We start from the raw sequence: 21,132 nt of genomic DNA on the forward strand, positions 1-21,132 counted from the left end.
GGAGTCGACCATGCAAGCGATCAAACTCTACAACTTTCCCCGTTCCGGTCACGCCCACCGCGTCGAGTTGATGCTGTCGCTGCTGCAACTGCCGACCGAGCTGATCTTCGTCGATCTGGCCAAAGGTGAGCACAAGCAGCCGCAGTACCTGGCGATCAACAGCTTTGGCCAAGTGCCGGCGATTGATGACAACGGCGTGGTGCTGGCCGATTCCAACGCGATTCTGGTTTATCTGGCGCAGAAATATGGCAACGGACGCTGGCTGCCGGCCGATCCGGTGGGCGCAGCGCATGTGCAGCGCTGGTTGTCGGCAGCGGCGGGACCGATTGCCTTTGGCCCGGCGGCGGCACGCCTGATCACGGTGTTTGGTGCGCAACTGAATGCCGAGGAAGTCATTGGCCGTGCGCACAATCTGCTCAAGGTCATGGAGCTGGAGTTGGGCAAAACAGCGTATCTGGCGGGCGAAGAACCGACCATCGCTGACGTGTCTGCCTACAGCTACATTGCACATGCGCCGGAGGGCAATGTCGCGCTGGATGACTACGCCAACGTTCGCGCCTGGCTGGCACGGATCGAAGCGTTGCCGGGTTTTGTCGCAATGCCGCGCACGGTGGCCGGGTTGCAGAAAACCGCGTGACCTCCACTCAAGCGTAGGACAGAGCCTTTTCAGCCAGCAGTTCCTGATACAGCTCTGTCCACTTGCGACCCATCTCATCGGCGGTGAACAGCTGCCGATAGCGCGCTTCCGCTTTGACCCCCATCTCGGCAGCACGCTCAGGGTTGTCCCATAGCGTACGCATGGCTTCCCGAAAGGCCTGTGGATTGCTCGGCGGCACCACCAGTCCGGTTTCGTTGTGGATATTGATGAAACTGGTGCCGGTGCCGATTTCGCTGGAGATCATCGGTTTACCGTACATCGCGCCTTCGAGCAACGAAATCCCGAAAGCCTCGGAGCGCAGGTGCGAAGGAAATACGATCGCGTAACTCAATTGCAGCAACGCCACTTTGTCCTGGTCACTCAGACGGCCGAGGAAATGAATATTGCGCAGGCCCAGCGCGGCGGCCTGTGCATGCAGTTCCTGCTCCAGCGGACCGGCACCGACAATCACCACGGGATAATCGATGTCTTTGAGCGCGTCGAGCAGGATGTGCAGACCCTTGTAATAACGCATCACCCCGACGAACAGAAAAAACTTATCCCCAAGCTGTTGGCGCCAGCGGTTCATGCGTTCGGTATCGGGCTGTGGATAACCTGCTTTATTCAGGCCGTAGGGGATAACGCGGGTCTTGTCCTGAAACTGCTGCAGCACATCGCTGGTGTGCAGATAGTTCGGCGATGCAGCAACGATGCGGTCGGCGCTGGCGAGGAAGCGATTCATCAGTGGCCGATAGAGCTTGAGCAGATGCTTTTGGCGAATGATGTCCGAGTGATAAGTAACTACGCTCGGCTTGTTCACAGCGCTGGCGAAATGCACCAGGTCCATGAATGGCCACGGGAAGTGATAGTTGATCACGTCGGCTTCGGCGGCCAGCTCACGGAACTGCTTGAACACACTCCAGGAAAAGCCAGTGGAGGCGAACTGGACATCCAGCTTCGCCCGATGTACTTCGTGCTGACCCAGTTGCACCACGGGCGGTGTCGGATTGGTGCTGAGGGTCAGCACTTGCCCATCGATGCCATGCTGAGCGCCGCTTTCGCACAACTGAAAGATGACTTGTTCGATGCCGCCGACCGAATCGGGCAGGTACGTCTTGAAGAAATGAAGAACGCGCATTCAACCTCCCATGGCCTGGCGGTAGGCACCAGCCGTAGCCTGTGCACAACGTTGCCAGGAAAAAAGTGCCGCCTGCTGCAATCCCGCTTCGCGGCAGGCCTGCCAATGCAGCGAGTCGTCGATCAGCCGGCCCATTGCATCACGCAGACCCTCGGCATCGTCCGCTTCAATATAGTTGCCAGCCGCGCCAGCCACTTCCGGCATCGCCGAAGAACGGGTGGTCACCACCGGTGTGCCACTGGCCATGGCTTCCAGCACCGGCAAGCCAAAGCCCTCATACAACGACGGAAATATCAGCGCCCGGGCGCCGGCCAGCAGTTGCGCCAATTGCTCATCGGGCAGATAGCCGAGCAGGCACACGTGGCCGCTGGCCAATGCCTGGCGCAGTGGCTCGCTGAACTGCTCGCGCTGCCATCCGGCCATGCCTGCAATCAACAAGGGAAAGCGCTGGCGCACGGCGTCTGGCAGCAGGGCGTGGGCCTGCAACGCCAGGCTCAGGTTCTTGCGCGGCTCCAGGGTGCCGACACAGAGGAAATATTCCCGTGCCTGGACGGCGTGAGCCTTGAGCACACTGTCGATTTCCTCAAGTGGCCGGGGACGGAAGCGTTCGGACACACCCAACGGCGCCACAACGAATTGCTGTGCAGGGAGATTGAAATAGGTTTGCGCCTCGTCAGCGATCGCCTGCGAATCGGTCAGAATGACCCGCGCCTGCTCCACGCCGGCGGCCAGACGACGTTCGATCTCCCTCAGCCGTGCTGGCGGTTGGGTTTCTGGAAAATGCAGGTGCGTCAGATCATGCAGGGTGATCACGGTTGGGCCGTCGAAGGCCAGCGGCCACAGGCTCGGCTCGTGATAAAGATCGAGCCCTTGTGCACGCCCCTGATCAAAACGTTTCTGCTCCAGCCAGCGGCGTGCCTGATAGGCCCCGGGAATTTTTCGCAGCAATGGCGTCATGCGCGAGTAGCCGGGCATGGCCGCGTCCGGCAGGGCCGAACTCCAGCCCCAGCCATGAAACAGGCTTACGTCCACATCAGGTTCGCTGCGCAAGGCGTTGACCAGTTCGGCGACGTAGTGGCCAATGCCGGTGCGCGGCGCCTGCAGGATGCGGGCGTTAAGAGCAATGCGCATGCGGCCTCGCTTGCACGCGCAGGGCCTGCTGAACATGGGCAAGGCTGCGTGTCGCCAAATGCTCACTGGCCTCGCGCCAGCCGATCCAGCGCCAGTCAGCGACGTCGCGGGCGGCGGGAAACTGTCCGCTGCGCTGATAGGTTTCGATCAGATCGGCAAGGCTTTGTGGGTCCTGCAGATCGAAATAAGCCATGAACTCGCCACCGATTTCGCGGAATACCGCGATGTCGCTGCCCATTGCCGGCAACCCGCGTTGCATCGCTTCCACCAGCGGCAGGCCGAAGCCTTCGACGAACGAGGGGAAGACCAGCGCACTGGCCTGCGCGTATGCGTATTCCAGGCTGGTGTCGCTCAGGTCATTGAACATGAACAGGCGCCGATTCAGTTCCGGATGATTGCGGATTCGCTCAAGCAGCGCCTCGCATTTCCAGCCGATACGCCCGGCGATGCACAAGCGTGCGGTCGAGCCGGCAGCCCAGGCGCGTTCGAAGGCGTCGAGCAGGTACCCATGGTTCTTGCGCGGCTCGATGGTGCTGACCATCAGAAAAACCGCTTCGGTCGCAGTGAACAGGTCACTCAGGCGCGGTTCGACCGTGGCTTGGCTGTGCTGCAGATCGAGCTCGGACCCCAGATAAAAGTAATCGAACCAGCGCTTTTCAGTCTGCTCGGCACCGATTCTGCGTTGCAATTCACCACGCACCTGATCACGCACTGTGGCGGAAATCGCCATGTAGCCATCGGCCGTGCGGGTGATCCAGGCGAACCACTCATTGAAAACTTCGACCAGCCGCGTGTCGTAAAACTGCGGATGCGTCAGCGGAATAAGGTCGTAGATCACCGCGATCATGCCGACGCCGTCGCGTTTGAGCTGCTCGACATGGGCGAAAAAGTCCGAGTGCCAGGATGAATCCAGCAGCACCAGTTGATCGCCCGGGTGGTGTTGAAGCGGCGAGCAACGTTTAAGCAGCTGCCTGCGATTGATCCGTCTGACGAGCCGAATCGGCAGGCCGAGCACGGCAAACTGGGTCAACCGATAGCTGGCGTAAAGGAGCCGCCGCGCCAGTTTCGAAGTGCATAGCGCATCGCGGCGCTGATGCCACTGCCAGAAACGATGGGCGAGGCGCTCCAGGCGTTCACCGAAGGTTTCGAGGCTGTTCCAGAACGGTGTATCGAGTGGCGCCAGTTGCAGCACGCGGTAGAGCTGGCGATTGATCACCACCACCGGCATGCACTCGACGCCGTCAGCGCTGGCGGGCAGCTGCTTGATGACGTTGCGCACCACGCGCTGGATCCCCGAATTGATCTTGGGGTGTTTGAATACGTGAGTGCATTCAACCAAGAGGCGGGTCATGGCGCACGCTCGACAGGCCGGGCCTCGGTGTCGCGGCTGATGGTGGTTTTAGCGTCCAGCCAGGTACAGCCGACGAAGTCTTCCCGACGGCTGTTGATCACCTGGAACACCATCCCGTAGTCACGCCACTCGAAATTGCGATCCAGATGTGAGTCCAGACGCGACAGGCTCAGCGACACCGAATAGTTGCCTTTGCCCAGGCCCATGATGAAGGCGAAGCGATAGGTGAAGCGTTCACCGGCGCGCAGATCGGTCAATGCCTTGTTCAGCCGGTGGGTGTTGATGCCGTACATCATCTGGCCGAGGCGATCCTTGAGAATGAAGCCCAGCACCAGCCGTTCGATGTCCTTGCGCACTTCGACCTGCACTTCGAGCACCACCGGTTGGCCGACTTCGACAGCCTCAATGCTGCGCTGGTTTTCATCGAGCAGGCGTACGCTCAGAATCGCCGCCTCGCCGGTGCCGGAGACCGTTTGCACCTCGCCGCCGGCGAGCGTTTCCTGGCGTACTACCTGACCCTCACGTTCGGCCATCAGCGCATTGTAATAATCGAGAACCGGCTCCGGTTTGCCGCGCATGGCCACGCGCCCATCCTTGAGCAGGATCGCCGAGTCGCAAATCGACTGAATCGCGAAGCGATCATGGGACACGATCAATAACGTCGTGCCGGATTTGCGAAAGCTGCGGATGCGTTCGAAGCTCTTGTGCTGGAAATAGGCATCGCCCACCGACAGCGCTTCGTCGACGATCAGGATGTCCGGGCGCCGGGCGGTGGCGACACTGAACGCCAGGCGCATCTGCATGCCGCTGGAGTAAGTGCGGACCGGGTGATCGATGGCTTCGCCGATTTCGGCAAAACGCTCGATATCGGGCATCAGGGCCTGGATTTCTTCAAGCTGCATGCCCAACAACTGACCGGCCATGATTGCGTTCTGCCGACCGGTAAAGTCTGGGTGGAAACCCATGCCCAGCTCCAGCAGCGCTGCGACGCGCCCTTGCAATTCAATCTTGCCTTGGGTGGGTTGAGTGGTGCCGGTGATCATTTTCAGTAAGGTGCTTTTGCCTGCTCCGTTGGCGCCGACGATACCCACCGCTTCACCCGGAGCAATCTCGAATTCGACATCTTGCAGTACCCAGTGCTGTTGATGCCGAAGCGGCGAAAACGGAATCAGCCACTCGGCCAGCCGTGCCCAGCGGTTTGGGTATTGCTTATAGGCCTTGCCCAGGCCGGTGACGCGAATATGTCCCATCAGAGTTCATCCACCATTTCGCCGACGCGCTGGCGAAACAGCCGCAGACCGATCAGACAGAACACCACGCCAGTAATGAAAACCGGCAGCAGCGAACTCCATACCGGCCACTGACCGTAGAGAAACAGGTTCTGATAACTGCTGAACAGGTTGGTCAGCGGGTTGAGTTGCAGCAGGCGCTGCACCCATTCCGGCAGGATCGTGATCGGGTAGACGATCGGTGTCAGCCAGAACCAGAACTGCAGGCAGATGCCGAACAACTGGCCGACATCGCGAAAGAACACGTTCAACACCCCTAGGACCATGCCCAGCCCGGCGCAGAACATCATTTGCAGAGCAATCAGCGGAATCAGCGCCAGCAAAGCCATTCCCGGCCAGCGCCCGGTGATCAGCAGAAAACCGAGAAACAGACTGATGATGATGGCGAAATTGATCCCGGCATTGATCAATACAATCACCGGCAGGCAGATCCTCGGGAAGCTGATTTTCTTCAGCAGGTTGGCGTTTTCCAGAAACATGTTCTGACTGCGCAGGGTTATTTCGGAAAACAGTCCCCAGGCCAGCAGACCAGCGCACAGGTAGACGCTGTAGGCCATGCTGTCGTCCACACCCGGTAAACGTGCGCGCATGATCTGGGAAAAGATCACCGTGTAGACAATGATCATCGACAGCGGATTGAAAATCGGCCATAGCGCGCCGAACAGCGAATTGCGATAACGCGCTTGAAACTCGCGCTGCACGCTGCCGAGGATGAATCCACGGTAGCTGCGCAGCGAGCGGTACAGGGAAAGCAGCATTCAGACCGTCCTGCCGTATTGATCTTCAAAGCGAACGATATCGTCCTCGCCCAGGTATTCGCCGCTTTGCACCTCAATGATGACCAGGTCGATCACCCCGGGGTTCTCCAGGCGATGCTTGTGGCCGGCGGCGATGAACGTTGATTCATTCTTGGCGACCAGGGTCGTGCCGGAACCGTTGTTGGTGACCTTGGCCATGCCTTCGACCACCACCCAGTGCTCGTTGCGGTGATGGTGCATCTGCAACGACAATTTGCCACCGGGTTTGACCACGATGCGCTTGATCTTGAAGCGCGGGCCTTCTTCAAGAACGGTGTAGGTGCCCCAGGGCCGGCTGACGGTGCGGTGCAGGCGATAGGCTTCGTGGGATTTGTCCTTGAGCTGCTTGGCGACGCGCCGCACATCCTGAGCGCGGTCGGCATGGGCCACGAGCACCGCGTCGGCGGTGTCGACGATGATCAGGTTATCCACACCGACGGTCGCCACCAGCCGGCCTTCGCTCTGCACGAAGTTGTTGTGGCTGTCGATGAAGATCGCTTCGCCGCTGGCGCGGTTGTTATCAGCATCGGCGGGAATCAGCGCGGCGACCGCGTTCCACGAACCGATGTCGCTCCAATCGAAACCGGCGGGCACTACCACGACTTTTTCCGAGCGCTCCATCAATGCGTAATCGATGGAGATGTCAGTGATCTCGGCAAACAGGGTCGACGACAACTCCTGTTGCAGGCAGCCGACCGTTTCGACCGGTGCGCTGACGGCCATGCAGGCGCGGGTCTGTTCCAGCAACTCGGGTGCGTGCAGTTGCAGTTCGGCAATGAGCGTCGCGGTGGTGAAGCAGAACATCCCCGAATTCCACAGGAAGTTGCCGCTCTCCAGGTAATGCGTGGCGGTCTGCAGGTCGGGTTTCTCGACGAAACGCTGCACCTTGGCCGCGCCTCTGGCATCCAGCGGCGCACCGGTTTCGATATAGCCGAAGCCGGTTTCCGGCGCGGTAGGGACCACGCCGAAGGTCACCAGATAACCGTCCTTCGCCAGATTCACTGCGTGCTCGACCGCACACTTCAAGGCGTCCTGATTGACGATCAAATGATCCGCCGGCATCACCACCATGATTGCGTCGTCACCATGCAGCGCCTGCAATGACAGTGCTGCCGCTGCGATCGCCGGTGCGGTATTGCGCCCGCTCGGCTCCAGCAGAAAGTGCCCGCGATGGCGCGATACCTGAGCCGCGCAATAGTGATCCTTGCTCTGGAAGTAATACTCGCGGTTGGTCACCGTGACGATGTCGCCCCAGCCGTCCAGCAACGCCGCCGCTCGCTGGTAGGTCTTGCCCAGCAGCGACTGGCCGTCGGGCAGGGTCATGAACGGCTTGGGGTGGCCCTCACGGGACACCGGCCACAAACGGGTGCCGGCACCGCCGGACAGAATCACCGGAATCAGCATGGCCTACTCCTTGGCGACGCGTTTCATGTCCGCATCCATCATCATGCGGATCAAGGTATCCAGGTCGGTTTTCGGTTTCCAGCCCAGCACGCGCTGAGCCTTGGCCGGATTGCCGAGCAGCACTTCGACTTCGGCCGGGCGGAAAAACGCCGGGTCGATCTTCACGTAGTCACGGTAGTTAAGGCCAACGTGATCGAAGGCAATGCGGCACATTTCGCGCACGGTGGTGGTGACGCCCGTGGCGACCACAAAATCGTCGGGTTTGTCCTGTTGCAGCATCAACCACATGGCCTCGACGTAATCGCCGGCAAAGCCCCAATCGCGCTTGGCGTCAATGTTGCCAAGCGCCAACTCGTGCTGTTTGCCCTGCTTGATGCGCGCGGCGGCGTCGGTGACTTTGCGTGTGACGAACTCAATACCGCGCAACGGTGATTCATGGTTGAAGAGGATGCCGCTGCTGGCGTGCAGGTTGAAGCTTTCGCGGTAGTTGACGGTGATCCAGTGGCCGTAGAGCTTGGCTACGCCGTAAGGGCTGCGCGGGTAGAATGGCGTGTTCTCGTCCTGTTGCTCAGCCTGGATCAGGCCGAACATTTCGCTGGTCGAGGCCTGATAAAAACGCGTGTGCGGACTGAACTGACGGATCGCTTCGAGCAGGTGTGTCACGCCCAATCCATCTACGATGCCGGTGGTCACCGGTTGATCCCAGGAGGCGGCGACAAAACTCTGTGCGGCGAGGTTGTAGACTTCGTCCGGTGCCGATTTGATTACCGCACGCTGCACCGAGCAGGCATCGGCCATGTCGCCGTCGAGGTAGACAATGTCGGCTTCGACACCCATCTCGCGCAGGCGCCAGCGTGAATCGCTGCTGCGTCGAGCAACGAGGCCGTGAACCTTGTAACCCTTGTCCAGCAGCAGTTTGGCCAGATAGGCGCCATCCTGGCCCGTGATCCCGGTAATCAGTGCACTTTTTGTCATTCTTGTCGTACTCGCATCTCCCAGTCGGACAGGATCGCCCGCAGGGATTGTTGTGTGGTGGTGGCTGGCGCCCATCCTGTGGCGTTGGCCAGTTTTGCGTGGCTGCCGCAGACGCGGCGCTGGTCGGCGCGACGCATGCGCGCCGGATCCGGCACCAGTTCAACGTCGACTTCGGCCAGATCGGCCAATTGCTCGATCAGGCTGCGAATGCTTTGCTCGCGGCCCGAGCAGATGTTGTAGACCTGCCCCGGTGTGCCGTTTTCCAGCAATGCGAAGTACGCGCGAATCACATCGCCGACATCGAGGAAATCGCGGGTCACGTCGATATCGCCGACTTGCAGTTGCGGTGCTTGCAGGCTCTGTTTGATGCGGCAGATCTGCCGGGCTGCGCTAGCGATGACGAAGCTGTCTTTCTGCCCGGTGCCGATGTGGTTGAACGGACGCGCCACCAGCACTGGCCAGCCTTCACTCAGGCCCCATTGCAAACTGAGGAACTCCGCTGAAAGTTTGCTTACCGCGTACGGATTGCGTGGCAGCGGTGGTTGTTGCTCGGTGATCGGCAGGTGCTGCTCGCCGACTTGCCCGTAAACGTCGCCGGAGCTGACGTACAAAAACGTCCCGGCAAAGCCGCGAGCCTTGAGCGCCTGCAACAGATTGAGGGTGCCGAAGAAATTGATGTCGAGGGTGCGGGCCGGGTCACGAAAGGCTTCCGGCACGAAGGTCTGTCCGGCCAGATGAATGACTGCATCCGGCATTTCGGGCCAAAGGTCGATGAGGCTGTCGGCGTTCGTAAGGTCGTAGGCCGATGCGGCAGGCAGCAGCTCCCACGACGAGCCCGGCGACGCCAGACGAGACTGAATGTGTTGTCCCACGAAGCCGCTGAGGCCCGTGACGAACAGACGTTTTTTCAAACAGCGACCCCTTGGTCATGACTCGCGCCGCTTTCCCGGATGCTTTTGGGATAAGTCTGAAATACAGCGGGGAATATCCGCGCAAACAGCAGGCGAAGCCGTTGTTGTAGTTGTTTGGTTGCCAATCTGTGCCAATTGCTCGGCAATTTCAACCGGGCAAACCGTGACTGGTCAGTTCTCGTCAGCATAGTCCGATTTATTCTCGCCCGGCGGTTCCCGGACTCGCGATGGATGTGTTTAGAATGGCCTTCGTCGCGAGTTGGCCGATTGTTTTCCGGACGCCGCGACGCGGGGTGAAACTGACCACTAAAACAAGAACAGAGACGTGCCCGATGATGACGGACGAGTGCCGGCCCTGCCGACCCGATCCGACGCGAGGCCGTCATAGCATGAAGTCGCCGGGATGGCGCTTCATCGTGGGATGCCATGAATTTCATTCTCTACTCGGACGTCAACGACAGCTCCATCAGTGCCAGTCTGGGGCGTCCGGAATACAGCTATTACTTTGTCCTCAAAGCCTATCGCCCGGTGCTGGAAAGCCTGGGGCGCGTGCACGTGGCCGGATCTGTCGCCGACGTCGATGTGATTTACCGGCAATTGCTCGCCGCAGGTGAAGACACTGTGTTCCTGTCCTTCACCCCACCGCAGAAGACCCCGGTTGATCTGGAATGCCCGACGATTTGCGTGGTGGCCTGGGAGTTCGATTCGATCCCCGATGAACAGTGGGACGACGATCCGCGTCAGGACTGGACACGCATGCTCGCACGCCACGGCCGGGTCATCACTCTGTCGAGCCACACGGCAACGGCCATCCGCCGCGCCATGGGCGAAGCGTTCCCGGTGCTGGTTTTGCCGACGCCGTTGTGGGACAGCTTCGCAACGATTCGTCAGCAACACCAACCCATGCCGGTCAATTCCGGGACTGCACTGGCGATCAAGGGCTGTATTTTCGATTCACGCACCCTCGGCCTGTCAGCCGATGCGCTGATCCCAACGCCAATCAGCCCTGAAGAGCAGGCTGCACTGGCCGCAGCAATTGAAGCCGCGCGCCCGCCACCGTTGACGTTCAAACGCCGACTGGTCATTGCTCGACATTATCTGCGCCTGTGGGTGCTGGATCTGGGACACGAGCAGGTGGAACCAGTGCCACGGGTGAAATTTCTGCACAACTGGTACTGGGAGGGCATTCGCGATCTGCTGCCGGACGCTTTGCATGGCTGGCTGCAACAGCGTTGGCCTGAGGTGTGCGGCGCTGCGCCGGTGCCCGTGATCGAACCGGCGCCACTCGATCTGCCGGACACCTCATCGGTGGTCGAAACCACAGTCGAGGGTGTGGTGTACGTCTCGGTATTCAATCCCAAGGATGGCCGCAAGAACTGGCATCGACTGATCAGCGCATTCTGCTGGGCGTTCCGCGAAACGCCCGACGCGACGCTGGTGCTCAAGATTACCCAGAATGATCTGGCGTCCTATTACAGCGAGTTGATGACCCTGCTGGCGCAACTCACGCCGTTCGCCTGTAGGGTCGTGGTGATGCACGGTTACCTCGACGACGCGCAGTACGCCAGGCTCTATCAGGCGGCCAGTTTCTACGTCAACGCGTCACGCTGCGAAGGGCTGTGCCTGCCCTTGATGGAGTTCATGTCCAGCGGTAAACCGGTGATCGCCCCCGATCACACGGCGATGGAAGATTACATCGATGACTCGGTGGCGTTCGTGGTCAGGTCCAGTGAAGAGCTGACGATCTGGCCGCAGGACACGCGGATCATCTACCGCACGCTGCGGCACCGCCCCGACTGGGGCTCGCTGAAAAGCGCCTACGAAAACAGCTATCGAATGGCCAAGGCCCGGCCGCAGGAGTATCAGCGGATGTCTGCCGCCGCCGTCGCGCGCATGCAGCAATACTGCGCCTTCGCGCCGGTGCGCAAACGGCTCGCGGAGTTCTTTGCGCTGACAGCAGGCCCCACCGATGCTGCGCCTGTGACGGATAACGCCTCATGCTGATCATCATTCATTCGGAAACCAACCGGCACACCATTGCGCAGAACCTCGGGCGTTCGGAGTACAGCTATTACTTCGTGCTCAAGGAGTATCGTCCGGTGCTCGAACGCATCGGTCGGGTCGTGGAAGTGGCCGATCCGCAGACAGAAGTCGATGCTCTGTATCTGGAATGTCTGAGCCGTGGCGAGCCCTGCGTGTTTCTGTCGTTCTCGCCGCCGCATCGCACTCCCGTTCACCTGGCCTGTCCGACGCTGCCGGTGTTTGCGTGGGAGTTCAGCACGATCCCCAATGAAGCCTTTGCGGGCGAGCCGCGCAATGACTGGCGTAGCGTCTTGCATGCCTGTGGCGCAGCGATCACCCACTCCAGCTACACGGTCAATGCCGTGCACGAGGCGATGGGTGCCGAGTACCCGATCGTCGCGGTGCCGGCGCCGGTCTGGGACCGCTTTGCTGCCCGTGGCGCGAAAATGCCCGAGCAAGCCCTGGCCACCGCCTACAGCCTGACGATCAAAGGTCTGGTCGCGGACAGCCGCACCCTCAATCTGAATGCATTCGGGCCGGCGCACCTGCGCAGCGGCAACGGCATCGACTTCGCCGCGCCGGCCTCCGAGCAGACGCTGGTGCTTGACGGCGTGGTTTATACCTCGGTGTTCAATCCCGGTGACGGGCGCAAGAACTGGGAAGACATGCTCAGCGCTTTTTGCGTTAGTTTTCGCGATGTCGAAGACGCGACGCTGGTGCTCAAGCTCACTCACCACGACGCCGAAGAAGCGCTCAGCGATATCCTCCATCATTTGTACAAAAACCAGTCTTACCGCTGCCGCATCGTTCTGATCTACGGTTACCTCGCCGATCCGGACTACGAGCAACTGGTGCAGGCCACGCGGTACGTGGTCAACACCTCCTACGGCGAAGGTCAGTGTCTGCCGCTGATGGAATTCATGTCCTGCGGCAAGCCGGCGGTGGCGCCGCGTACCACGGCGATGATCGATTACCTGAGCACGGAAAATGCCTTTCTCATCGAGTCCACCGACGAGCTGACAGCCTGGCCCCACGACCCGCGCAAAGCCTTCCGAACCCTGCGTTATGTGACCAACTGGAGCTCATTGTGCGAGGCCTATCGGGCCAGTTACGACGTCGCGAAAAACCAGCCGCAGCGCTATGCCGAGATGTCGGCGCAGGCAGTCGTAAGTTTGCAGGCGTTCTGCAGCCAGACTGTGGCTGAACAGCGTTTGCGAGGGTTTCTGACGCAGTTGTTCGAGCATCGTGCGGCTGCCTTGGAAGCCCCCCAAGCATGAACGCCAAGCGCATCATGGACGTTGAAGTCCTGCGTGCGGTCGCGGTGCTTGCGGTGTTGTTCCACCATTTGCCGGACAATCTGTTCACTGACCCGGTGCCGTCGCTTGCCCGGATCCACGAATGGGCGCAGACGTGGTGGGGCGTCGACCTGTTTTTTGCGATCTCCGGTTTTGTCATCGCCCGCAGCTTGATCCCGGTGCTGCAAGGCTGCACGACGGGCCAGGAGCGCTGGCAACAGGTGCGCCATTTCTGGCTGCGCCGGGCTTTTCGCCTGTTGCCTTCGGCCTGGTTATGGCTGGCGGTGATCCTGCTGGCCTGTGTGTTTTTCAATCGATCCGGTGCGTTCGGCACGCTATCCGCCAATCTTCAGGCGACCTTGGCCGGGGTGCTGCAATACGCCAATTTCCGCTTCGCCGACAGCTTTTTCCAATACGAATACGGCAGCAGTTTCGTCTACTGGAGCCTGGCGCTGGAGGAGCAGTTCTACCTGCTCTTTCCGTTGCTGATCCTGTTGTTTCGCCGACACCTGGTCTGGGCATTGCTGGCGCTGGTGGCGGTGCAGATTCTGACTGTGCGCACGCCTTTGCTGATGGTGGTACGCACCGATGCGCTGGCCCTTGGCGTGCTGTTGGCGATGTGGAGTGCGCAGCCGGGTTTTCAGCGCTGGCAGCCCTCGTTCTTGCGCCGACCATGGCTTGGCATTTCAGCGTTGATGGTCATTGGAGCGCTGTTGAGCTTCATGGCCACCGACCGTTTTACCCTGGCCAATTATCGGATCGGTTCGATCGCCGTGCTCAGTGCGCTGCTGGTCTGGATCGCCTCGTACAACTGTGACTACCTGATGCCTGCCGGACGCTTGCAGCGGTTGCTGGCATGGATCGGCAGCCGCTCCTACGGTATCTACCTCATTCACATTCCGGCGTATCTATTGGTGCGTGAACTGATCTTTCGCTTGCAGAGCAGTGGCCTGCCGAGCCCCGCCGGACATCCCATCATTACGATGCTGATTGCCTTTGGCCTGATCGCGCTCCTCAGCGAACTCAACTACCGCGTGGTCGAAATGCCGATGCGCAATCGCGGTGCTGCACTGGTCAAGCGCCTCGACACCTCCCGAACTGCAGTTACCTCACCCGGAGCCACCTCATGCTGAGCTTTTTGAAGAAACTCTCGGCGATAACGCCTGCACAGACTGCAGCAGAACCGGTCGCTGCGGTTGCCGACAAGGTTGATCCGTACTCGCTCGGCCTTTACGACGCGAAACTCAGCGGCTGGTACAACCAGGCAACCCACGAGCTGTACACGGGATTCCCTGTGAGTGCCGACGATACGTTGCTTGATGTCGGCTGCGGTGATGGCGGCAACGTGCACTTCTGCGGTATGCGCGGAGCGAAGATCATTCTTGCCGATATCGATGGGGCCAAGGTCGAAGCCACCCGCCAGCGTCTGAGCGACACGCCGGCCCGGGACATCGAATGCCACATTACCGACTGCAACCCGCTACCGATCGCCGACGCAACGGCGACGCGTGTGGTCTCCACCGAGGTGATCGAGCATGTTGATGATCCCGCGCAGTTTCTTGCCGAACTGGTGCGTGTCGGCAAGCCGGGCGCTTTGTATCTGCTGAGCGTGCCGCATCCCAGCTCCGAGGACCTGCAAAAGGACATCGCCGCGCCGGAGTATTTCCAGAAACCCAATCACATACGCATTATCAGCGAAGACCAGTTCAAGGCCATGGTCAGCGACGCCGGGCTGGAGATCATCAGCCACAGTAAATATGGCTTCTACTGGTCGATGTGGATGATGTTGTTCTGGGAAGCCAAGGTCGATCTCAGCAACCCCGATCACCCGATGCTCGAGCACTGGGCCAATACCTGGCAAGCGGTGCTGGATTCCCCGCGCGGCGCGCAGATCAAGCAGGCGCTGGATGCGGTGGTGGCCAAGAGTCAGGTGATTATCGCGCGCAAGCCTGCGGCATCCCTGTAGGCGCTACGGCACGCTGCGATCTTTTGATCTGGAGTCTTGAAGCAAGATCAAAAGATCGCAGCCTCGTTTCACTCGTCAGCTCCTACACGGTTTTTGTGTAACCTTGCAGCCCTGTGGTTTCAGGAATTTTCAAGGTATGCGGTTGATTGTGTGTCTGTTCCTTGGCGTCTTGCTTGCGGGTTGCGAGCAACACGTCGCGCCGGCCCTCGACCAGCAACTCTACGTCTGGCAGCGCCAATGGACACCTGCGCATGAACCGGCATTGCGTGACAGTCGCGATGATTTCTCGACGCTGCGCGTACTGGCATTGCAGGCCTTTCCCGGCGAGCGGTGGAGCAGGGCGCGGGTTGATCCAGCCTTGTTGAGAGCCGATGGCCGGCCGTTGATTGCAGTGATTCGCCTTGATGGTCAGCTGCAATCACTGGACCAGCAGCAGGTCACCGCGCAGATTCTGCAAGTCATCGCCGATTGGCAGGCGCAGGGCCTCACGTTGAGCGGCGTCGAGATCGATCACGACGCCGGTACAGCACGGCTGCATGCGTATGCCCAATTGCTCAAAGATCTGCGCGCGACCTTGCCGCCATCGTTGCCTTTGAGCATCACCGCACTGCCGGCCTGGCTCGACAGCGCGCACTTGCCGGCGCTGTTGCAGAGCGTCGACAGCAGCGTGCTGCAAGTCCACGCCGTGAGCGATCCGCGACTGGGTCTTTTCGACGCCAGGCAGGCGTTGAAGTGGGCCAAGGCCTGGGCACATGTCAGCGACAAACCGTTCTATCTGGCGCTGCCGGCCTACGGCGTTGCGCTGTTGAGCGATGATGGTGGCGCGCCGGTAGTGGAAAGCGAAGTGCAACTGGAGCGCGGCGGGCAGCGCCGGGAATTGCTCGCCGATCCGCAGCAACTAAGCCAATTGGCCAAAACCTTGCGCGAGGATCCGCCTGAGCATCTGGCCGGGTTGATCTGGTTTCGCTTGCCGCTGACCAACGATCGTCGCGCCTGGAGCCTGACTACTTTGCGCGCCGTGGCGCGGGGCGATGGGCTGAACAGTCAGTTGCGCTTGTCATTCAAAGAGCAGGGTGGACTCTATGACATCCTGCTCGATAACCGCGGCAATCTCGACAGCCCGTGGCCCGCGCAAATTACGCTCAAGGCGCAGGATTGTGCAGACGCTGATGCGCTCGCCGGTTACTCGTTGCAACAAAGTGCCAATCTACTTACCTTCACCCGCCTGCGTGACGGCCGCTTGCCGGCGGGCGGGCAGCGCGCTGTCGGTTGGGCGCGTTGTGCACATATTGATCAAGGAGGTTCGCATGTTGACCCGTAACTGGCCCCGCCATCTGCTCTGCCTGAGCCTCAGCCTGCCGCTGGGTTCGGCGCTGGCCTGCGGCCCGGACTTCCCGATGCGCCTGCTCGACAACCGCGCGCAGACCTTGGCCGATTTGCCCGAGGGCAGCTTCAGCTTCGAAATCAGTCGCCTGGGTAAAACCATTGCCGGGCTGAAAAACGTCACCGCAGCGACCCATAACCCCAACGACTATGCCGAAGACAACGCGTCAGAGCTGGCGCGCGAACAGGCTGAGCAGGTGGGCCTGAGCGCTGAGCAATACGCCGTGGTCAAGCGACTGCGCGGGCTCAGCGATGCACGTCAGGCCGAGGAGCAGGGCGCCAGTCTGCCGGTGGAAATCCGTTTGTACGTTGCCGGCGCGGTGGCTTTTGCCACCGGTGATCATCAATTGGCCAGTGAGTATTTCAACAAGGTGCTGGCCCTGCCGGCGGACCAGCGTCCGTTGCGCAGCACGTGGGCGGCGTATTCCCTCGGGCGCATCGCCTTCGCCATGAGCAACGAGGCGCACGATCGCATCGAAGCGCTGGAGCAGGCGCGCGATGCCTTTCGCCAAGCCCGGCAACTGAGCATCGACGGCTTCAGCGATCCGCTGGAACTGGGCGTTGCCAGCCTCGGTGAAGAGGCGCGGGCGTTGCGCAGCGCGGGCGACTGGAGCGGCGCCATCGAACTGTACGAATCGCAGAACCTGCACGGTTCGGCCGTCGGTTATACCTCGCTCAAGCAACTGATGAACGAACTGGCCGAATTGCCGGAATCTCAGCTGGCCAAACTGCTGCAGCAGCCAGCAGTGCAGCAACTGGTCACGGCGTCGCTGGTCAGCCGCCAAGGCTGGTCATTTGGCGAGCAGCCGGCCAACGAAAAGAAATTGGTAACGCTGTTGCAGAGCAGCACCCGTGGCAGCCTCGACAATGCCGATCGACTGGCGGCGATGAGTTATCAACAGGGCGACTACGCGTCTGCCAAGGCCTTTCTGGTAAACGCCGGGGACGGCGGACTGGCCTGGTGGCTGCGGGCAAAACTCGCAGTGCGTGACGGCGACACGACTGCCGCTGCCGCCGCCTACGCCAAAGCCGCCCAGGCCTTTCCGCAGAATGAAGACTGGGGCTATCGCCGCACGCCGGACTGGGCGTTTGAAACGGTACAGCCAAAATGCCGGGTCGAGGGCGAAAGCGCGATCCTAGCGCTGCAACGCGGCGAATACCTGCAAGCATTCGTGCAGCTGTATCGCAGCAACAGCCTTTACTGGTTCGATGCCGCCACCGTTGCCGAGCGGGTGCTGACGGTCGATGAGCTCAAGCGGTACGTCGATGAGAACGTGCCGGCGCCGCCGCCATTGACGCAGCAAGAGCGCGATAACTATGTGCCGCTGTCGGTGGCCGCCAATCTGCGCAATCTGCTCGGTCGGCGCTTGCTGCGAGAAGGGCGATACGAGGAGGCGGTCGGTTATTTCGCCAGTGACGATCTGCAGCACAAGGCCCGGCTCTATGGCGAGCAACGGCTCAAGGCCGAGTCGGCGTGGTGGCCGAGCAAACGCGCCAGTGCGTTGTACAACGCCGCGTGGACAGCCCGGGAGTGGGGCATGGACATCCTCGGTTATGAGATGGCGCCTGATTACGCCACCTTCGGCGGCAATTACACGCTGGAGAGCACGAAGCTGGATGTCGGCCCGCTGATTTCCACGGCGGAAGTGCAGCGCCAGCAGGCCAGCGCCGCGCAACCGGATCAGCGTTATCACTATCGTTTCGTCGCCACGGCACTGGCCAGTCGCGCCGCCGATAACCTGCCGCACACCAGTCAGGCGTTTGCCGCCGTGTTGTGCAACGCGGCCGGCTGGAACAGCAGCCTTGAGGACCAGAGCGCGCTGTATCAACGCTACGTCAAGGAAGGCCCTTATGTGCCGTGGGCGCAAGACTTTGGCAATCAATGCCCGTACCCGGACTTCGAAAATGCCGACAAGCGCTACGTCACCCAGGTGACCGATGCCGTGCGTGGGACGCTGCGACCGTACAAGTGGCCGGTACAGATCGGCGCGATCGTCGTAGTCGCGGCCATCGCGTTATTGCTGATCACCCGTCGTCAGCGCAAGGTGCGCAAGGCTTAAGTCTGCTGAAGGAAGCTCAGGCGTACGGCGAAGCCAATCAACAGGCTGCCGAACAACCATTGCTGAACGCGCTGGGCGGTTGGACTGTGTTGCAGCCAACGGCCCAGTGCCGCGCCGGTCAGGGCAACCACGCTGTCGAACAGCAGACCTACGGCGACCAGCACCATGCCAAGCAAGGCAAACTGGCTCAGCACCGGCGCGCCGTGACTGACGATGAATTGCGGCAACAGCACCGAGCAGAACAGCAACGCCTTGGGATTAAGCAGGTTGGTCAGCAAGCCGCGACGGATCGCATCGCGCCACTGGCCGGGAGCAGGTGCCCGCTCTTGGTTTTGCAGACGCGGTACCAGCGAGCTGCGCAAACACTGGATACCGATCCACAACAGATAGGCCGCGCCAGCGATGCGCACCACGTCAAACGTCCACGGCGCCGTTTTGAACAGCGCCGCCAGCCCCAGTGCCGCCAAGGCAACGTGACAGGCGCGGGCGATGGCCAGGCCCAGTGCGGTGGCCAGCGCCGCACCGCGACCTTGCCGCGCACCGGTTTGCAATAGCAGGATCATGTCTGGTCCCGGCAGTAGCAGAACTACAGCCAGCGTCAGAATAAACAGCCAAAGACTTGCCACATCACACCCCGTTTTCGATGTCGATTTTCTCGCGCCAGTCTAGAGCGAGACGGCAGGGCAGGTGCTTGCGTAGTCGGCTTCAATTGTTCACAGCTTTGGCATAACCTGCTGGTTTTCAACCGTCAAACTATCGGGATCTGCCAAAGATGAAACTCGACGCTTATGACCGCAAGATTCTCGCTGCGCTGCAGCGCAACGGCCGCCTGAGCAATGTCGAGCTGGCGGAACAAATCGGCCTGTCGGCCTCACCGTGTCTGCGCCGGGTGCGCATGCTGGAAGTGGCGGGGGTGATCCGGGGCTACCAGGCCAATCTGGATCGCGATGAAGTCGGGCTGGGGCTGACGGTGTTTGTCGGGGTCAAGGTCGAGCGGCACAACGAAGAACGCGCCGAGGCTTTTTATGCGGCCGTCACTGCGTTGCCTGAAGTGGTCTCAGCATTTCTGGTGTCCGGCGAATCGGACTTTTTGTTGCAGGTAGTGGTGCCTGACTTGCGCGCTTATGACCGCTTTGTCAGCGCGCACCTGCTGAAACTGCCGGGTGTGAGCGATATTCGCAGCAACTTTGCCATTCACACAGTGAAAGCGCCGGGGGCGTTGCCGTTGGGGCATCTGCCGTTGTAGACCGGGTGGCACTATTCGCGAGCAGGCTCGCTCCCACAGGGGGGAACGCATTCCAAAGTGGGAGCGAGCCTGCTCGCGAAGACGGCGGCAAGGTTTGGAACCTACATCTGCGTCGCCATCCCCTCGACATTCATCGCTGCCTGCCGCAACGCTTCCGAACGCGTCGGGTGCGGATGGCAGGTCAGGGCGATGTCCTCGGCCGAGGCGCTGAACTCCATCGCCACACAGACCTCGCCGATCATCTCGCTCACGCTCGGCCCGACCAGATGCACGCCGAGCACTTCGTCCGTGCGCTCGTCGGCGAGGACTTTGGCAAAGCCTTCTGTTTCGTGATTGATCTTCGCCCGGCTGTTGGCAGTGAAGGGAAACTTGCCGACCTTGTAGGCGCGGCCCTCGGCCTTGAGTTGTTCTTCGGTCTGGCCGACGCTGGCCAGTTCCGGTTGGGTGTAGATGACATTGGGGATCAGCGCGTAATTGACCTCACCGGCCTTGCCGTGGATCTGCTCGACGCAGGCCATGGCCTCGTCTTCAGCCTTGTGCGCGAGCATCGGCCCGGACGTGACGTCGCCGATCACCCAGACCCCGGCGGCTTCGGTGCGATGTTGCTTGTTGGCGAGCATGCCGCGTTTGTCGGTACTGAGGCCGACGTTCTCCAGCCCCAGGCCCTGGGTGTACGGCCGGCGCCCGATGGCCACCAGCACATAGTCGGCTTCGATCAGCTCAGCCGTGCCACCGGCGGCAGGCTCGACGCTCAGCTGCACGCCTGTAGCTGAGCTGGTGGCGCTGGTGACCTTCGAGCTCAGTTTGAAGGCAATGCCTTGCTTGCTCAGCGCGCGCTGCAAGGTCTTGCCGGCCTCGCCATCGACGCCGGGGCAGATGCGATCAAGGTATTCGACCACGGTGACCTGCGCGCCGAGTCGGCGCCATACCGAACCCAGCTCCAGGCCGATCACCCCGGCACCAATGACCACCAGATGTTTGGGTACTTCACTCAATGACAGCGCGCCGGTGGAATCGAGGATGCGCTGGTTGTCGATCTCGACGCCGGGCAGGGGAGTGGGCTCGGAACCAGTGGCAATAATGATGTCCTTGGCGCTGAGTTCGCTCTTGTTGCCTTGGGCGTCGGTCACCGTCACTTTGCCCGGGCCGTCGATATGGCCCCAGCCCTTGATCCAGTCGACCTTGTTCTTGCGAAACAGAAATTCGATGCCCTTGGTCAGGCCGGCGACGCTTTCGTCCTTCTGCTTCATCATCTGCGCGAGGTTCAGCGTCGGTTTGACCTCGATGCCGAGATTGGCGAACTCTGTCCCCACCGCAGCGGCGTACAGCTCCGACGCGTGCAGCAAGGCTTTGGACGGCATGCAGCCGACGTTCAGGCAGGTGCCGCCGAGGGTTGCACGTCCTTCAACGCAAGCGGCCTTGAGCCCGAGCTGGCCGGCGCGGATCGCCGCGTTATAACCGCCGGGGCCGCCGCCCAGAATCACTACGTCATAGTTGCTCATGCGCTTGCTCCAGATTGCTCGATGG

18 protein-coding genes are annotated in these 21,132 nt (G+C 60.9%); 8 read left to right on the top strand and 10 right to left on the bottom strand.

The annotated features are described in order from the left end of the window. Nucleotides 1-10: 10 nt before the first annotated feature. Nucleotides 11-637 (top strand): glutathione S-transferase family protein, encoded by a 627-nt coding sequence (locus tag J2Y39_RS15490; protein WP_252868517.1) that lies wholly within the window; start codon nt 11-13, stop codon nt 635-637. Nucleotides 638-644: 7 nt separating this feature from the next. Here the strand turns inward: J2Y39_RS15490 and J2Y39_RS15495 are convergent, their stop codons facing one another. The 8 genes from J2Y39_RS15495 to J2Y39_RS15530 are packed head-to-tail and all read right to left on the bottom strand — an operon-like array spanning nt 645 to nt 9,633. Beyond that, on the bottom strand, nt 645-1,775 hold the full coding sequence (locus tag J2Y39_RS15495; RefSeq protein ID WP_150637255.1) for a glycosyltransferase family 4 protein: 1,131 nt from the start codon (nt 1,773-1,775) through the stop codon (nt 645-647). Continuing rightward, nucleotides 1,776-2,906 carry a glycosyltransferase family 1 protein gene (locus J2Y39_RS15500; RefSeq protein ID WP_252877161.1) on the bottom strand — a complete coding sequence of 377 codons (1,131 nt, stop codon included), beginning with the start codon at nt 2,904-2,906 and terminating at the stop codon, nt 1,776-1,778. After that, a complete protein-coding gene (locus tag J2Y39_RS15505; protein ID WP_256807500.1) occupies nt 2,890-4,257 on the bottom strand; it encodes a glycosyltransferase family 1 protein in 1,368 nt (455 codons plus the stop codon). The genes J2Y39_RS15500 and J2Y39_RS15505 overlap by 17 nt, the downstream gene beginning before the upstream one ends. Further along, a complete protein-coding gene (locus J2Y39_RS15510; RefSeq protein WP_095181174.1) occupies nt 4,254-5,507 on the bottom strand; it encodes an ABC transporter ATP-binding protein in 1,254 nt (417 codons plus the stop codon). The genes J2Y39_RS15505 and J2Y39_RS15510 overlap by 4 nt, the downstream gene beginning before the upstream one ends. Beyond that, on the bottom strand, nt 5,507-6,304 hold the full coding sequence (locus J2Y39_RS15515; RefSeq protein ID WP_095181175.1) for an ABC transporter permease: 798 nt from the start codon (nt 6,302-6,304) through the stop codon (nt 5,507-5,509). The genes J2Y39_RS15510 and J2Y39_RS15515 overlap by 1 nt, the downstream gene beginning before the upstream one ends. After that, entirely contained in the window at nt 6,305-7,747 is a 1,443-nt protein-coding gene (locus tag J2Y39_RS15520; protein WP_056791065.1) for a mannose-1-phosphate guanylyltransferase/mannose-6-phosphate isomerase, read from the bottom strand. Nucleotides 7,748-7,750: 3 nt separating this feature from the next. Next, complete coding sequence (gene gmd, locus J2Y39_RS15525; protein ID WP_105704732.1) at nt 7,751-8,722, bottom strand: GDP-mannose 4,6-dehydratase; 972 nt, start codon at nt 8,720-8,722, stop codon at nt 7,751-7,753. Further along, a complete protein-coding gene (locus J2Y39_RS15530) occupies nt 8,719-9,633 on the bottom strand; it encodes a GDP-mannose 4,6-dehydratase (protein ID WP_310218612.1) in 915 nt (304 codons plus the stop codon). Before J2Y39_RS15530 ends, gmd begins: the two co-directional genes overlap by 4 nt. 426 nt (nt 9,634-10,059) lie before the next feature. Here J2Y39_RS15530 and J2Y39_RS15535 point away from each other — a divergent pair, with 426 nt between their 5' ends. From J2Y39_RS15535 to J2Y39_RS15560, 6 genes are all read left to right on the top strand, one after another. Beyond that, nucleotides 10,060-11,637, top strand: coding sequence for a glycosyltransferase (locus J2Y39_RS15535; protein ID WP_310218614.1), 1,578 nt, complete (start codon nt 10,060-10,062; stop codon nt 11,635-11,637). After that, nucleotides 11,631-12,932, top strand: coding sequence for a glycosyltransferase (locus J2Y39_RS15540; protein ID WP_310218616.1), 1,302 nt, complete (start codon nt 11,631-11,633; stop codon nt 12,930-12,932). The genes J2Y39_RS15535 and J2Y39_RS15540 overlap by 7 nt, the downstream gene beginning before the upstream one ends. After that, on the top strand, nt 12,929-14,083 hold the full coding sequence (locus J2Y39_RS15545) for an acyltransferase (protein ID WP_310218618.1): 1,155 nt from the start codon (nt 12,929-12,931) through the stop codon (nt 14,081-14,083). Before J2Y39_RS15540 ends, J2Y39_RS15545 begins: the two co-directional genes overlap by 4 nt. Further along, a complete protein-coding gene (locus J2Y39_RS15550) occupies nt 14,077-14,916 on the top strand; it encodes a class I SAM-dependent methyltransferase (RefSeq protein ID WP_252887050.1) in 840 nt (279 codons plus the stop codon). Before J2Y39_RS15545 ends, J2Y39_RS15550 begins: the two co-directional genes overlap by 7 nt. Nucleotides 14,917-15,052: 136 nt before the next feature. After that, nucleotides 15,053-16,237, top strand: a complete 1,185-nt coding sequence (locus J2Y39_RS15555; RefSeq protein ID WP_056791045.1) for a DUF3142 domain-containing protein — start codon at nt 15,053-15,055, stop codon at nt 16,235-16,237. Next, nucleotides 16,224-18,359, top strand: coding sequence for a hypothetical protein (locus J2Y39_RS15560; RefSeq protein WP_310218624.1), 2,136 nt, complete (start codon nt 16,224-16,226; stop codon nt 18,357-18,359). The genes J2Y39_RS15555 and J2Y39_RS15560 overlap by 14 nt, the downstream gene beginning before the upstream one ends. On the opposite strand, the gene J2Y39_RS15565 is transcribed toward J2Y39_RS15560, so the two are convergent. After that, complete coding sequence (locus J2Y39_RS15565) at nt 18,356-18,985, bottom strand: LysE family translocator (protein ID WP_310218626.1); 630 nt, start codon at nt 18,983-18,985, stop codon at nt 18,356-18,358. The genes J2Y39_RS15560 and J2Y39_RS15565 overlap by 4 nt on opposite strands. Before the next feature lie 146 nt (nt 18,986-19,131). Between J2Y39_RS15565 and J2Y39_RS15570 the strand changes: the two genes are divergently transcribed. Then, complete coding sequence (locus J2Y39_RS15570; protein WP_310218628.1) at nt 19,132-19,605, top strand: Lrp/AsnC family transcriptional regulator; 474 nt, start codon at nt 19,132-19,134, stop codon at nt 19,603-19,605. A gap of 101 nt (nt 19,606-19,706) precedes the next feature. Here J2Y39_RS15570 and lpdA read toward each other — a convergent pair whose 3' ends face one another. After that, nucleotides 19,707-21,107 carry a dihydrolipoyl dehydrogenase gene (gene lpdA / locus J2Y39_RS15575; protein ID WP_310218630.1) on the bottom strand — a complete coding sequence of 467 codons (1,401 nt, stop codon included), beginning with the start codon at nt 21,105-21,107 and terminating at the stop codon, nt 19,707-19,709. Nucleotides 21,108-21,132 lie beyond the last annotated feature (25 nt).

It is taken from the genome of Pseudomonas sp. 2957, assembly GCF_031456345.1.
Taxonomy (GTDB): domain Bacteria; phylum Pseudomonadota; class Gammaproteobacteria; order Pseudomonadales; family Pseudomonadaceae; genus Aquipseudomonas; species Aquipseudomonas siliginis.